The sequence below is a fragment of the Conexibacter stalactiti genome (genome assembly GCF_033542075.1).
GTDB classification, from domain to species: Bacteria; Actinomycetota; Thermoleophilia; order Solirubrobacterales; family Solirubrobacteraceae; genus Conexibacter; species Conexibacter stalactiti.
Window position 1 is genome coordinate 36,767 of sequence record NZ_JAWSTH010000013.1, and the last position, 14,042, is coordinate 50,808.

Sequence of the window (14,042 nt, forward strand, 5' to 3'; positions counted from 1 at the left end):
GCGAGCGAGGTTGCGCGCAGGCGCGCGACGACGCGATGCGTCGCTGATGGCGCGAGGCCGCGGGGTGCTACAGCCGCAGCGCGCTCGCCGCGCGCGTGTACGCGTCGGCGTCGGGCTCGGCATCCGGGACGCCAAGCGTCGCACGGCCGGGCAGCAGCGGCCCGCCGAGCTGGCGGAGAGGCGGACGGGCCCAATTCCACAGCCCCACGTCGAGCGCCTCGATCGGCAGCTCGCTCGCCTCGGCAAGGTCGGCGGCGCGTCTCTCCAGCAGCAGCGTGTCGCCGATCCCGAAGACGCGCTTGGCGGCGACGGTCGTCTCGTCGTCCCCGCCGACCGCGAGGTTGTGAGCACTCAGCTCGTAGACGCCGAGGCGGCCGAGCGTGACGAGCAGGTCATAGCGCGCATCGCGCGAGAAGCCCTTCACCGCGAGCCGCTCGAAGAGGCGCTGGAAACGGCGGGCGGGCGTCCACACGCTCTCGCCGGTGAACGCCTGCTCCTGAGAGCCCGAGCGCGCGACCCAGGCGCGATAGGCCTCGATCGTCTGCGTCCCTCTCGCCGGCGTGTGCGAGGTGCGCGGGCCGAGCTCGACGCCGTTCAGATCGGGCAGCTCGCCCGATGCCCAAGTCGTGCGGACGGCGTCGATCGCGCCGAACGGGTCGTCACCATCGAGCGGGCCGATGTAGGCGATCTGGAAGGCGAGCCAGGTCGCCTCCTCGAGGTCGCTCTCACCGGCGACGTCGGCGAAGAGGCCGGTCGGCGCGGCGGCCAGCGTCGCGAGGCGCCCGACGGCGAAGGCCAGCTCCTCGGCGAGCCGCTCGGCGTCGGCGGTCGCTCTGATGCCGGGCACGAGCGTCGAGGCGTAGCCGTCGGCGCCGGCGCGCGCGACGCGGCGGACTCTGAGGTCGTTGTTGGTCGCGCGGCTGCGCGCCGTTCTGCTCGTCGTGCGCTCTTTGCGCGTGACGTGGCCGCCGGTGCTTCTCAGCCCGGTGCGGCGCGGCCCGGCCTTCTCCGCCTCCTCACGAGCGCAGATCGGGCAGTTGGCGGCGAAGCGATTGTGGCGACAGAACGACGGCAAGGCGGGGCTCAATATAGAGCGCTCGCGCGAGGCCCGCTGTCAGGTCTCGCGGACGGCCGGGCGGCGGCGCCCGCGCGCGGCCGCGCGCGGGCGTCGAGCGGGCGTCGAGCGGGCTCAGCCGGCCAGCCGCGCGATGCCGCCGAGGAACAGCTCGCCGGCGAAGCGAGCGGTCCGTTCGACGTCGGGCTCCGGCTGCTCGATCAGCCGGATCCCCAGCTCGAAGGCGACCCCGCCCATCGCCGCGGCGAGGTAGTCGAGGTCGATCGCCGGCGGCAGCTCGATCCGCTCCGCGAGCGTGCTGAGGTCCTCGAACAGCTCGGAGATCCCCGCCTCCAGCGCCGGCGTGTCGAACATCGTCTGGACCGTCCCGGCGTTGCGCCGCAGCAGCTCGAACAGCGGCCGGTCCTCGACGATGAAGGAGAAGTAGACGTGGAAGCCGAGGTGGACGACGGCATCGAGCGTCGTCTCCTCCTGGCGCACCGCCCGCAGCCGCCGGCGCAGCTCCTGGGTGCGCTCCTCCAGCACCGCGTGAAAGACCGACGCCTTGTCCGGGAAGTAGTTGTAGAAGGTGCCCGAGGCCAGGTCGGTGCGACGTACGACGTCGCGGATCGACGCCGCGTCGTAGCCCATCTCGCTGAAGACCTCGCAGGCCGCGTCGAGGATCGCGCGGCGGTTGTGCGCCTTCGTGCGCTCGCGCTTGCCCGCAGTCGCGGCCGTCGGCGTCATGTCGGGGCCTCGACCTGATCGCCCGCCCGAGCCGCCCGAGCCGCCCGAGCCGCCCGCGCCGCCACCGGCAGCGCGAAGCCGCGCTCGCGCATCCGTCGCGCGCCGGCCTTGCGCTCGCGACCGAGGTCGTAGAGGTAGGTGTCGAAGTCGACCTGCATCGTGTGGCGCTTGGAGGCAACGTAGCGCTTGAACATCTTGCGACGCTCGTGCTCGATGTCCTGCGCGACTGCGGCCGCGTCGGGCAGCGCGTACTCGCCGCGCAGGTAGGCGGCGATCCATCTCCCCTGCGCCTCCGCCAGCGGCATGATCGCCCCGAGCGGCTGCAGCAGCCCGACGAAGAAGACGTTGTCGACCTGCGGGTGGAAGACGCGACGGAACAGCGGCAGGTCGTTGTCGGGCGCGGCGATGAAGTCGTCGTCGAAGAACGGGAAGGTGACTCTGTAGCCCGTGCACCAGACGATCGCGTCGGCCTCCTCGCGCGTGCCGTCGGCGAACAGCACGTGGTCGCCCTGCAACTCCGAGATCGCGGGCTTGTACGTCATCTCGCCGTGCGCGAGGCGGTTGAGGAAGTCGGCCGATATCGTCGGGTGGGCCTCGCCGACGCCGTGGTCCGGTCTCGGCAGGCCGTAGTCCTCGACCTTGCCGACGCCGATCCGGTACATCGTTCTCAGCGTCGTCTTGCGGATCGCCCACGGCACCGCGCCGGTCCATCTGTTGACGAGGATCTGGTCGAGCGGGCGGCCGAAGATGTACTTCGGCAGCACGTGAGCGCCGCGCCGCGCCGACAGGATGGTCTTCTCCGACACGTGGCTGGTCTCGACCGCGATGTCCATCGCGCTGTTGCCGATCCCGACGACGAGCACCCGTCTGCCCTCGAACGGCTTGTTGTCGATGTAGTGGTGAGCGTGCGACTGCGCGCCGTCGAAGCTGCCGGGGTAGGCCGGTTCGGGCCAGCGCGGATCCCAGTGGTGGCCGTTGGCGACGACGAGCGCGTCGTAGCGGCGCGTCTCGCCGTTGTCGAGCGTCACGCTCCAGACGCCGTCTGCCCCGCGCTCGGCGCGCTCGACGCCGGTCTCGAAGAGGATCTGGTCGCGGAAGCCGAAGTGGTCGACGTACTGGTCGAAGTAGGCGGCGATGTGGCTGTGGTGCGGGAAGTCCGGATACCACTCCGGCATCGGGAAGTCGCTGTACTCCATCCGCTCGCGCGAGGTGTTGATGTGCAGCGATCTGTACGCCGCCGACATCCCGTTCCTGTTGCCGAAGACCCAGTTGCCGCCGACGCGGTCGGACTTCTCGATGCAGTCGAACGGGATCCCGCGCTCGTACAGCGCCTTGCAGGCGGCGATCCCGGACGAGCCGGCACCGATGATGCAGACCGACGGCAGGTTGGACATCGACAACACGTCTCCCTCTCCAAAAGTGACGGGGGCGTCACTTTAGACTGGCTGGGCGGCCAAGGTCAAGTTGGAGCGGTGGCGTCCACCGGTCTCGGTGCGTCGCCTTGCTTGCGATGCTCCTTGCCCGCCCTGATCACCTCTTTGAAGCTGCGGAATCTGAAGATCAGCGCGAGCGCGCCGAACGCCATCGCCGCCGCCCCGGCCGCCAGCGCGATCTGCTGGCCGACCGAGAAGGCAGCCACCTCCGCCCCGCTCGCCGCACCAGCGAAGACCGTCAGCAGCAGTGCCTGCTGGACCCCGGCGCCGCCGGGCGTGAACGGCATCAGCATCGCGACGACCTGGACGCCGAGGACGAGCAGCGCGTTTCTGATCCCGCCGCCGATGTGGAAGGCGTCGAGCAGGAACCAGTACGTGAAGAAGCGCGCGATCCACGCCCCGATCTGCCAGGTGACCATCTCGCGGAAGTAGCGGCGGCGGTCGGTCAATATCGTGAAGCCCTGCCGCACCCGCGCCCAGAAGGCCTTGACTCTCGCCGACAGCAGCGCGAAGGCGACCAGCACGCCGATCGCCAGCGCCGTCAGGAAGAAGAGGGCGAAACGCGGGTGGGCGGCGAAGAAGGCGAGGTCGAACGCCGGCAGCTTGGAGAAGTCCGGCGGCTTCGGGAAGACGCCCTGCGTGAACGCGAACAGCAGGATCACGATGTTGACCGCGTAGTCGAAGACCAGACCCGTCCAGAGCGCGGCGATGATCGCCGGATAGGACGAATTGGGGATCGATATGCGCGTCAAGAAGTACTGAACGATCGTGCCGCCACCGAGCGGGAAGACCTGGTTGATGCCGACGCCGGAGACGTAGGCGCCCCAGATGTCGCGCCAGCGCACGCGCTCGGAGGGATAGGCCGCCTGGACGGCGTTGAAGAGCGCGCGCGAGCGCAGCGTCAGATAGCCGAAGTAGAAGATCAGCGCCAGCAGCAGCGCAAACCAGTTGAGCCCGGCGAGGTTCGAGAGGAACTCACCGACCGAGTCGAAGAAGCGACTGATGTCGCTGCCGAGCGAGGCGGTGACGGTCATTCTGGCTCATGGTATGCGGAAGGGCCCGAGCACATCCGGGCCCCCCGCTGCCGGAAATCGTGGGGGAGACGATTCCGGCGCAGCAGGAGCGCAAGCGTCCTGCACGCGGCAGCTTACATTGACACGGTGTCAGACCGGGTTGCGCCCCGGTCTGACGCTTGTCAGATCGGTCCGCCGGGCCCGCTGAAGAAGTCGTCGCCCATGCGCACGTTGCCGGCGACGTCGGCCTCGTGGCGCAGGGTGTGGTCGATCTCGCCGTCCCACGCGCCGATCGCGAGCTTCTCACGGTCGGCGTCCATCGGCGAGCCGCCGAGATCGCGGTTGACGATGCGCGCGCACTTGCGCCCCTCCGCGATCGCGGTCACGACGAGCGACTGGCCGATGCGCGCGTCGCCGCAGGCGTAGACGCCGTCGACGTTGGTGCGGTAGGTCTTCATCGTCTTGACGTTGCCGCGCGGGTCCTTGTCGACGCCGAGCTGGTCGACGAGGCCCTCGTGCTCGGGATGCGTGAAGCCGATCGCGATCAGCACGAGGTCGGCCGGCAGCGTGTACTCGCTGCCCTCGACGACCTTCAGGTCGCGCGAGGAGGAGCCGACGACCTTGCGCGCGTGCACGTGGGTGACCTTGCCGTCCTCGCCGGAGAAGGCGTAGACCTCCGTGCCCCAGCGGCGCTCGCCGCCCTCCTCCAGCGCGTACGTCGTCTCCGTGCGCTTCGGCGGCAGCGGCCACGGCGTGCGCTCGTCGCGCCCGCCCGGCTGCAGCTCCTGGTAGACGTCGAGGATCCGCGCGCTCGTCGCGCCCTCGCGGTTGGCGTTGGAGATGCAGTCCATGCCGGTGTCGCCGCCGCCGATCACGACGACGTTCTTGCCGGCGGCGATGATCTCCTCGCCGGGCTCCGGGTCGCGCGACGGGCGGCCCTCGTGTCTGGCGACCCAGCGGTTGCGCTGGTAGAGGTAGTCCATCGCCGGGTGGATGCCGGACAGCTCGCGGCCGGGCGAGGTGACGTCGCGCGGGACGCGCGAGCCGATCGCGACGACGACCGCGTCGTGGCGGTCGCGCAGCTCGTCGGCGGTGACGTCGCTGCCGACGTCGACGCCGTACTCGAATCTGACGCCCTCGGCCTTGAGGATCGCGACGCGGCGGTCGATCACCGACTTCGGCAGCTTCGCGTCCGGCACGCCGAAGCGCATCAGGCCGCCCGGGCCTTCGTCGCGCTCGTAGACCGTCACGAAGTGGCCCGACTTGTTCAGCTCGGCGGCGACCGCCAGGCCGGCGGGACCGGAGCCGACGACGCCGACCGTCTTGCCGGTGCGGCGGTCGGGCGGCTCGGGGACGATCCAGCCCTCCTCGTACGCGCGCTCGACGATCGACAGCTCGATCTGCTCGATCGTGACCGGGTCCGAGTTGACCGCCAGCACGCAGGCCGACTCGCACGGCGCCGGGCAGATCCGGCCCGTGAACTCGGGGAAGTTGTTGGTCGCGTGCAGCTGGACGATCGCGTCCTGCCAGCGGTCGCGGAAGACGAGGTCGTTCCAGTCGGGGATCAGATTCCCGAGCGGGCAGCCCTCGTGACAGAACGGGATGCCGCAGTCCATGCAGCGGGCGCCCTGTCTCTTCAGCTCCGACTCCGGCTGCAGCCGGAAGTACTGGTCGTAGTCGCCGACGCGCTGCGTCGGGTCGCGCTTGTCGAAGCCGACGCGCTCGATTCTCAGGAAACCGCCAAGCTCACCCATGTGTCAGGTCCTTCTCAGGCTTCGGCCGGTGCGGCGGCCTGCGCCACGCCGGTCTCGGTCTGCTCGCGCGCGGCCCGCTCGGCGATGGCGCGCTTGTAGTCGCGCGGCATCACCTTCACGAACCGCTGGGCGGCCTCGTCCCAGTCGTCGAGGATGCGCTGCGCGACCTGCGAACCGGTGCGCGCGGCGTGCTCGGCGACAAGATCCTTCAGCTCGGCCTCGTCGTGCTCCTCGAGCGGCTCCAGCTCCACCAGCTCCGGGTTGCAGAGGCCCGCGAAGCGGTGGTGCTCGTCGTAGACGTAGGCGATGCCACCGCTCATGCCGGCGGCGAAGTTGCGCCCGGTCGGGCCGAGCACGACGACGCGGCCGCCGGTCATGTACTCGCAGCCGTGGTCGCCGACGCCCTCGACGACCGTCGCGGCGCCCGAGTTGCGGACGGCGAAGCGCTCGCCCGCGAGACCGCGGAAGAAGGCGCGGCCGCGGGTGGCGCCGTAGAGCACGGTGTTGCCGACGATCGGCGATCTCTCGACGTCGAAGGCGGCGTCGGCGGGCGGGCGCACGGTCAGCACGCCGCCGGCGAGGCCCTTGCCGGTGTAGTCGTTCGTCTCGCCCGTGAGCGTGAAGCTGACGCCGGGCATCAGCCAGGCGCCGAAGCTCTGGCCGGCCGAGCCCTCCAGGCCGACCTCGATCGTGCCCTCGGGCAGGCCGTCGGGGCCGAAGCGCCTGGCGACGCGGCTGGAGAGGATGCCGCCGACGGTGCGGTTGACGTTGCGGACCGTCGCCTCCAGCACGACTCTCTGGCCGCTGGCGAGCGCCGGCTCGGCCTCTCTGACGAGCCGCCAGTCGAGCGCGTCGTCGAGCACCGGCTCCTGGTCGGTCGTGCGACGCAGCGGCGTGCCCTCGGGCAGCTCCGGCATCGCGAAGACGGCGCTGAGGTCGACCCCGCGCGCCTTCCAGTGGTCGATCGCGCCGTCCATCTCGAGCAGGTCGGTGCGGCCGATCATCTCGTCGAAGCTGCGCACGCCGATCGACGCCATCAGCTCGCGCGTCTCCTCGGCGACGAAGAAGAGGTACTTGACGACGTGCTCGGGCGTGCCCTCGAAGCGCTTGCGCAGCTCCGGGTTCTGCGTCGCGATGCCGACCGGACAGGTGTTCAGGTGGCAGACGCGCATCATGATGCAGCCCATCGCGATCAGCGGCGCGGTCGAGAAGCCGACCTCGTCGGCGCCCAGCAGCGCGGCGATCACGACGTCGCGACCGGTCTTCATCTGGCCGTCGGCCTGGACGGTCACGCGCGAGCGCAGGTCGTTGAGCAGCAGCGTCTGCTGCGTCTCGGCGAGCCCGATCTCCCACGGCGTGCCGGCGAACTGGATCGATGAGGCCGGCGAGGCGCCGGTGCCGCCGTCGTGGCCGGAGACGACGATGTGGTCCGCGTTCGCCTTCGCGACGCCCGCGGCGACCGTGCCGACGCCGACCTCGGAGACGAGCTTGACCGAGACGGTCGCCTCCGGGTTGGAGCAGCGCAGGTCGTAGATCAGCTGCTTCAGATCCTCGATCGAGTAGATGTCGTGGTGCGGCGGCGGCGAGATCAGGGCGACGCCGGGCGTCGAGTGGCGCAGGCCGGCGATGTAGTCGTCGACCTTGTGGCCGGGCAGCTGGCCGCCCTCGCCGGGCTTGGCGCCCTGCGCCATCTTGATCTGCAGCTGATCGGCGTTGACGAGGTAGTGCGGCGTCACGCCGAAGCGGCCGGAGGCGATCTGCTTGATCGCCGAGCGGCGGCTGTCGCCGTTGGCCTCCGAGCCGAAGCGGACCGGGTCCTCCCCGCCCTCGCCGGTGTTCGATCTGCCGCCGATGCGGTTCATCGCGATCGCGAGCGCCTCGTGCGACTCTCTCGAGATCGCGCCGAGCGACATCGCGCCGGTCGAGAAGCGCTTGACGATCTCGTCGGCCGACTCGACCTCGTCGAGCGGGATCGGCTCGGAGAGCGTGCGCAGCTTCATCAGGCCGCGCAGCGACGCCTTGCGGGCCGCCTCGTCGTTGACCGCGCGAGCGAAGTCCTCGTAGGTCTGGCCGGCCTTGCCGTCCTCGGATCTGACCGCGTGCTGCAGCAGCGCGATCGTGTCCGGGTTCCAGATGTGGCGCTCGCCGTTGCGGCGCCACTGCAGCACGCCGCCGACGGGCAGCGTCTCGCGGCCGGTGCGCGGGTACGCGCGGAAGTGACGCTCCAGCGCCTCTCTCGCGAGCACGTCCATGCCGATGCCGCCGATCCGCGACGAGGTGCCGGTGAAGTACTTGTCGACCAGCTCGGGCTCGAGCCCGACGGCCTCGAAGATCTGGGCGCCGCAGTACGACTGGATCGTCGAGATGCCCATCTTCGAGAAGGTCTTCAGCAGGCCCTTGCCGATCGCTCTCACGATCCGCTGCTCGGCCGTCTCGCGGTCGAGGTCGACCGGCAGGCGGCCGTGGTCGGCCAGCTCGTCGAGCGACTCGAACATCAGGTACGGGTTGATCGCCGCCGCGCCGTAGCCGATCAGCGTCGCCATGTGGTGGATCTCGCGCGGCTCGCCGGTCTCGATCACGAGGCCGCAGCGCAGGCGGGTGCCCTCGCGCACGAGGTGGTGGTGGACCGCGGCGACCGCCAGCAGCGACGGGATCGCGACGCGCTCGGCGCCGAGGTTGCGGTCCGACAGGATCACGATGTTCGCGCCTCGCTCGATCCACGCGGAGGCCTCGTCGCAGATCGCTCTGAGACGGCGCTCCATGCCCTCCGGGCCCTGCTCGACCGGCCAGGTGAGGTCGATCGTGGCAGCGTGGAATATGTCGTGCGAGACCTGCCGCAGCTTCTCCAGCTCGTGGTTGCGCAGGATCGGCTGGCGCATGAACAGCTGGTGGGCGTGCTGCGGGCTCTCGTCGAGCAGGTTGACCTCGGCGCCGACCGACGTCGCCAGCGACATCACGACCGACTCGCGGATCGGGTCGATCGGCGGGTTGGTGACCTGCGCGAACAGCTGCTTGAAGTAGGCGAACAGCGGCGGCTGGCGATCGGACAGCACGGCGAGCGCCGCGTCGTTGCCCATCGAGGCCGTCGGCTCCTCGCCGCCGACCGCCATCGGGGCGATCGTCAGGCGCAGGTCCTCCTGCGAGTAGCCGAACGCGAGCTGCTTGGAGCGCAGCGGCTCCACGCGCGGCGCGCGCGGGGCGCGCTCGGGCAGGTCGTCGAGGTGGACGACGCGCTCGGCGTACCACTCGCCGTAGGGACGCTGGCCGGCGACTCTCGCCTTGACCTCCTCGTCCTCGACGATGCGGCCCTGCTCGAGGTCGACGAGGAAGATCTTGCCCGGCTGCAGGCGGCCCTTGCGGACGATCTCGTTCGGCTTCGCCTTGATCACGCCGGTCTCGGAGGCGAGCACGACGTATCCGTCGGTCGTCTGCACCCAGCGGCCGGGGCGCAGGCCGTTGCGGTCGAGCGTCGCGCCGACCTGCGTGCCGTCGGTGAAGCAGATCGCGGCGGGGCCGTCCCACGGCTCCATCACGCACGAGTGGTAGTCGTAGAAGCCGCGCACGGCCGGCGACAGGTCCGCGTTGTCGCGGTATGCCTCCGGCACCATCATCATCACGGCGTGCGTGATCGGCCGGCCGTCGAGCACGAGCAGCTCGAGCACGTTGTCGAACGTCGCCGAGTCCGAGCCGCCGTCGCGCACCACCGGCATGACCTTCTCGAGGTCATCGCCGAAGTGCTCGGACAGCAGCTGCGACTCGCGCGCCCGCATCCAGTTGATGTTGCCGCGCAGCGTGTTGATCTCGCCGTTGTGGGCGAGCATCCGGTACGGGTGCGCGAGCTCCCAGCTGGGGAAGGTGTTGGTCGAGAAGCGCGAGTGGACGAGCGCGAGGCGCGAGACCATCCGCTCGTCCTTGAGGTCGGGGTAGTAGCCCGACATCTGCGGCGCCGTCAGCATGCCCTTGTAGACGATCGTGCGCGAGGAGAAGCTCGGGATCGCCAGCTCCGGGCCGGCGCCCTTCTCGATCAGGCGGCGGATGACGTAGAGCTTGCGCTCGAAGGCGAGCTGGTCGGGCAGCTCCTCGCTGGCGCCGACGAAGACCTGGCGGATGCGCGGAGCGGACGCGCCGGCGGTGACGCCGACGAACGCCTCGTCGACCGGCACGTCGCGCCAGCCGAGGACTCTCTGGCCCTCGTCGGCGACGGTGCGGTCGACCAGCTCCACGATGCGGTCGTGCGCCTCCTGCTCCTGCGGCAGGAAGAGGACGCCGACGGCGAACCTGCCGCGATCCGGCAGCGGGAACGGCACGACGGCCCGGAAGAACTCCTCGGGCAGCTGCAGCAGGATGCCGGCGCCGTCGCCGGTCGTCGGGTCAGCGCCGGCGGCACCGCGGTGCTCGAGGTTCTCGAGCGCGTAGAGCGCACGACCGACGACGCCGTGGTCGGCGTCCCCCGTGATCTTTGCCACGAACGCGACGCCGCAGGCGTCGTGCTCATGTTCGGGGTGGTAGAGGCCAGCGGCCTTTGGCGGCTTGATCGTGGGCATGAATCCTGTGTCCCGGCGGGCGTCGCGAACACTGAGAGGAGGCCACAGGGTACCAGCGGGCCGACCCCCGGCAGCGCTCCACCAGCAGGAATTTCGTGATATGAGCGTCAGCTCGGTGCGACCGCCGGAGCCCCGCTCGGGGTCGCGTCCGCGCTGCACGCCGCCTCATATGTTGACGCAACTTGGGCCGCGGCGGCGTCGCGGCCGTAGCGGGCGACCACGTCGGCACGGGCGAATTCCCCGCGCCGTCGGCGTTCCCGGGGGTTGTCGACGACCTCCACGAGCGCCTCCACGAGCGCCTTTTCGTCGTCCGGCGGGAGCAGCCAGCCGCTCTCTCCGGGCTTGACGATCTCCCCCGGGCCCATCGCGTCGACGGCGACGGCGGGCAGCCCGCAGGCCATCCCCTCGACCAGCACCGAGCCGAACTGCTCGCGCACGGACGGCAGCACGATCGCGTCGCCGGCGGCCAGGAACCGCGGCAGCCTGTCGTGGTCCTGCCAGCCGGCGAGGAAGACGTCGCGCGCGCTGGAGGCGGCGATCGCCTCCAGCGGGTGCTCCCCCTCCCACTCGCCCGGGTGACCGCCGACGAGCACGAGCGGCGTGCGCCGCGCGAAGCGGCGCTGAGCCTTGGCGAAGGCGCGGATCAGCAGGCCGACGCGCTTGACCTCGGTGAAGCGGCCGACGTACAGCAGCACGGGCCCGCCGTCGTCGAAGGCGGCCAGATCGGCCTCGGTGTAGGCGACCGAGCCCTCGGGCGCGCCGGGACGCCAGCCGCGCGGCTCCTCCACCAGGTGACGGCGCCAGTGCGCGCGGCGGTCGACGTCGGCGTGGGCGAAGCGCGCGGCGTCGACGCCGTTGGGGATCGCGACGCAGCGCTCGGCGACCTCCTCCCCCAGCAGGCGCTCGACACGCGGCAGCTGGCGCTCGGTCAGCACGATCGTGCGCTCGCAGCCGGCGGCCCACCGCCGCATCCGCTCAGCCCAGCGCTCCGCGTGACGCCAGCTCGGCGGGGCGCCGTCGGCGATCCGCTCGAGCATCAGCAGCTCGGTTCCGTGCAGGTGACCGATGACGGGGACCTCCGGCGCGACGCGCGCCGCCGCCTCGTGCAGCGGCGTCAGATGGTGGAGGTGGAGCAGGTCGGCGTCGGCGGCGCCGGCGCGCGCCAGCGCGGCGCTCCAGCGGGCGACCTGGCGCTCGTAGGCGGCCTCGTCGAGGGCGGCGAAGACGCGGTCGGGGGCGTCGGGGCGGTCCTCGTAGGAGGCTTGATGGACGCCCAGTTCGACCGCGTGGACGTCAAGCGGCGCATAGAACGGCCCGGCGTCGCCGAGGCCTGGCTGGGAGCCGGAGACGACCGTCACGTCCCATCCGTGCGCCGGGAGCGCGCCGGCGAGGCCGCGGATGACATGCGCCGAGCCGCCGCGAGGGAAGAAGGCGACGCCCATCAGGGCGCGAGGTCGTGACGTTCGTCGCATACACCATCGACGCTAGCAGCGGGAATCGCGCCTCGCGGGAGGGCTGACAGGCCGATAGGGCGCGGGCGCGCGGGGCTGGGCGGGACGCGGGCGCGCGTGAGGCGGGCGCTGGCGCGTGAGGCGGGCGCTGGCGCGCGAGGGCGGCGCTGGCGGGCGAGGGCGGCGCTGGCGCGACTCAGCGCGGCGCGCCCGGCGCCGACTCAGCGCGGCGCGAAGGCGATCGCGGTCGAGACCGCGCGACCGCCGGGGATCACGACGTCGAACTCGCCGCGCGGCACGTTGCGCAGCAGGCCGCCGCAGACGAGCGACGTCGAGCCGCCGCCGTCGAGGTTCATCGCCTGCTCGGCGCCGAGGTCGAGCAGCGTCGCGGCCAGCTCGTCGAGCGTCAGGCCGGTTTCGTCATGAGCGCGGCCGTCGACGGCGACCGCCAGCAGGTGCTCGCCGGCGATCGCGATCGCGGCGCGCGGGTAGCGGCCGTCGCTGATGTCGGAGTCGAACTGCGACTGGCCGGCCGAGAACCCCTCCGGATCACTGCCGGCGTGGACGACCTGCTCGCCGTCGCGCACCAGCAGCGGGCCGGCCTGCAGCAGATCGCCGCGCGGCGTCGTGCAGAAGCTGTCGCGCGGCGCGATCGAGACGACGCCGCGATCGACGTGCAGGCAGGCACGGACCTTGTGCCACGGCGCCGTGAAGGCCGTGCTCTCGCGGGCGATCCCGTGTGTGCGCACCTCGCCCAGCGGGCGGCCGTGGGGGCGCACGAAGAAGCCGCCGACGAGCGCCTCCTCGACGCCGGTGCGCGCGCACCACGACGCCAGCGGCTCGGGACGCGTCAGCCGCGCGACCCGCACCCGCGTGCTGGCCAGTTCGTGCGTGGCGACGTGGACCGTGGTCTGCGCGCCGTCGGCGAGCGTGACGCGGAGCGAGCGCAGATGCTGCGGCGGTGCCGGATCGGCACGGGGTGCGATGAGCGGGCTCATGGGCGAAGGATCGGTCGCCGTCCCTGCGACCGGGGTTGAGAAAGCGTAAACACCATGTGACTCGGAAAGTCACATGAGGGTCTGCGACCGGCCCCGACGTGCTCGCGGCATGGCCGCGAGCGCCCTACTTCGCCTTGGCTCTCGCTCTGGCTCTCGCCGGCGCTCTGCGCGCGCGTCTTCTGGAGGCGGCGGCCGGGGCGGCCGGCGCCGCGCCGCCGCCGTTGCCGGCCGAGTCGCCGCGCACGGTCGCGAGGCTCGCCTCCAGCGCCGCCATCAGGTCTGGCACCTCGGACGGTCTCTCGACGGCCGGCTGGATCGCGACCTCTTCGCCGGCGGCCTTGCGCTCGATCAGCTGCAGCACCTGCTCGCGGTACTCGTCTCTGAATCTCTCGGGCTCGAACGACGCTGACAGCGAGTCGATCAGCTGCCGCGCCATCGCGACCTCGCGCTCGTTCGCCTCGACGTCGCCGAGCGCCTCCAGCTCGTCGAGCCGCTCGGGCGAGTTGACCTCGTCGCCGAACAGCATCGTCGACAGCGTCAGGACGCCGTCGGCCGGCCGCAGCGCGCAGAGCTGCTGACGGGTGCGCAGGACGAAGCGGCAGATCGCGACCTTGCGGCTCTCCTCCATCGCGCTCAACAGCAGCCGGTACGCCTTCGCGCCGCCGGTCGCCGGGGCGACGTGGTAGGCGCTGTCGTAGTAGACCGGGTCGATCTCGGCGAGGTCGACGAACTCCTCGACGTCGATCGTCTTGGTCGCGCGCGGGTCGAGCGCGTCCAGCTCCTCCTGCGTGATGATCACGTAGCGGTCGGGAGCGACCTCGTAGCCCTTGACGATCTCCTCGTACGGGACCTCGGCCCCGTCGATCGCGCAGACGCGCTTCTGCTTCAGCCGCCCGCCGTCAGCGGCGTGCAACTGGTTGAACCGCACCGTCTTCGGCGAGGTCGCGCTGTACAGCTTCACGGGCACGTTGACCAGCCCGAAGCTGATCGCGCCACTCCAGATCGCACGTGGCATGGGAACGATCCTCTACCCCCGCGCCCCTCGGAT

9 protein-coding genes are annotated in these 14,042 nt (G+C 71.2%); all 9 read right to left on the reverse strand.

The genetic code is table 11. The features are described from left to right. Positions 1-67: 67 nt before the first annotated feature. Positions 68-1,075 carry an alpha-glutamyl/putrescinyl thymine pyrophosphorylase clade 3 protein gene (locus R7226_RS07520; protein WP_318596433.1) on the reverse strand — a complete coding sequence of 336 codons (1,008 nt, stop codon included), beginning with the start codon at positions 1,073-1,075 and terminating at the stop codon, positions 68-70. Between the two features lie 114 nt (positions 1,076-1,189). Beyond that, the gene (locus R7226_RS07525) at positions 1,190-1,801 is read right to left on the reverse strand and encodes a TetR/AcrR family transcriptional regulator (protein ID WP_318596434.1); all 612 of its coding nucleotides are present in this window, start codon (positions 1,799-1,801) and stop codon (positions 1,190-1,192) included. Next, positions 1,798-3,195 (reverse strand): flavin-containing monooxygenase, encoded by a 1,398-nt coding sequence (locus R7226_RS07530; RefSeq protein ID WP_318596435.1) that lies wholly within the window; start codon positions 3,193-3,195, stop codon positions 1,798-1,800. The genes R7226_RS07525 and R7226_RS07530 overlap by 4 nt, the downstream gene beginning before the upstream one ends. 65 nt (positions 3,196-3,260) lie before the next feature. Further along, entirely contained in the window at positions 3,261-4,268 is a 1,008-nt protein-coding gene (locus R7226_RS07535; RefSeq protein WP_318596436.1) for a lysylphosphatidylglycerol synthase transmembrane domain-containing protein, read from the reverse strand. A 161-nt stretch (positions 4,269-4,429) separates the two neighbouring features. Next, on the reverse strand, positions 4,430-6,001 hold the full coding sequence (locus R7226_RS07540) for a glutamate synthase subunit beta (RefSeq protein ID WP_318596437.1): 1,572 nt from the start codon (positions 5,999-6,001) through the stop codon (positions 4,430-4,432). A 14-nt stretch (positions 6,002-6,015) separates the two neighbouring features. Beyond that, positions 6,016-10,545: a glutamate synthase large subunit gene (gene gltB, locus R7226_RS07545; protein WP_318596438.1), complete on the reverse strand. Its 4,530-nt coding sequence runs from the start codon at positions 10,543-10,545 to the stop codon at positions 6,016-6,018. Positions 10,546-10,652: 107 nt separating this feature from the next. Beyond that, the gene (locus tag R7226_RS07550) at positions 10,653-12,017 is read right to left on the reverse strand and encodes a glycosyltransferase family 4 protein (protein ID WP_318596439.1); all 1,365 of its coding nucleotides are present in this window, start codon (positions 12,015-12,017) and stop codon (positions 10,653-10,655) included. 200 nt (positions 12,018-12,217) lie between these two features. Next, complete coding sequence (locus R7226_RS07555; RefSeq protein WP_318596440.1) at positions 12,218-12,994, reverse strand: phosphodiester glycosidase family protein; 777 nt, start codon at positions 12,992-12,994, stop codon at positions 12,218-12,220. Positions 12,995-13,118: 124 nt separating this feature from the next. Beyond that, entirely contained in the window at positions 13,119-14,009 is an 891-nt protein-coding gene (ku, locus tag R7226_RS07560) for a non-homologous end joining protein Ku (RefSeq protein WP_318596441.1), read from the reverse strand. Positions 14,010-14,042: the final 33 nt, after the last annotated feature.

Bases quoted from the DNA above. Each gene is read 5' to 3' on its own strand.
- R7226_RS07525 (WP_318596434.1), bottom strand. From the start codon at position 1,801: ATGACGCCGACGGCCGCGACTGCGGGCAAGCGCGAGCGCACGAAGGCG.
- R7226_RS07530 (WP_318596435.1), bottom strand. From the start codon at position 3,195: ATGTCCAACCTGCCGTCGGTCTGCATCATCGGTGCCGGCTCGTCCGGG.
- R7226_RS07535 (WP_318596436.1), bottom strand. From the start codon at position 4,268: ATGACCGTCACCGCCTCGCTCGGCAGCGACATCAGTCGCTTCTTCGAC.
- R7226_RS07540 (WP_318596437.1), bottom strand. From the start codon at position 6,001: ATGGGTGAGCTTGGCGGTTTCCTGAGAATCGAGCGCGTCGGCTTCGAC.
- gltB (WP_318596438.1), bottom strand. From the start codon at position 10,545: ATGCCCACGATCAAGCCGCCAAAGGCCGCTGGCCTCTACCACCCCGAA.
- R7226_RS07550 (WP_318596439.1), bottom strand. From the start codon at position 12,017: ATGCGACGAACGTCACGACCTCGCGCCCTGATGGGCGTCGCCTTCTTC.
- R7226_RS07555 (WP_318596440.1), bottom strand. From the start codon at position 12,994: ATGAGCCCGCTCATCGCACCCCGTGCCGATCCGGCACCGCCGCAGCAT.
- ku (WP_318596441.1), bottom strand. From the start codon at position 14,009: ATGCCACGTGCGATCTGGAGTGGCGCGATCAGCTTCGGGCTGGTCAAC.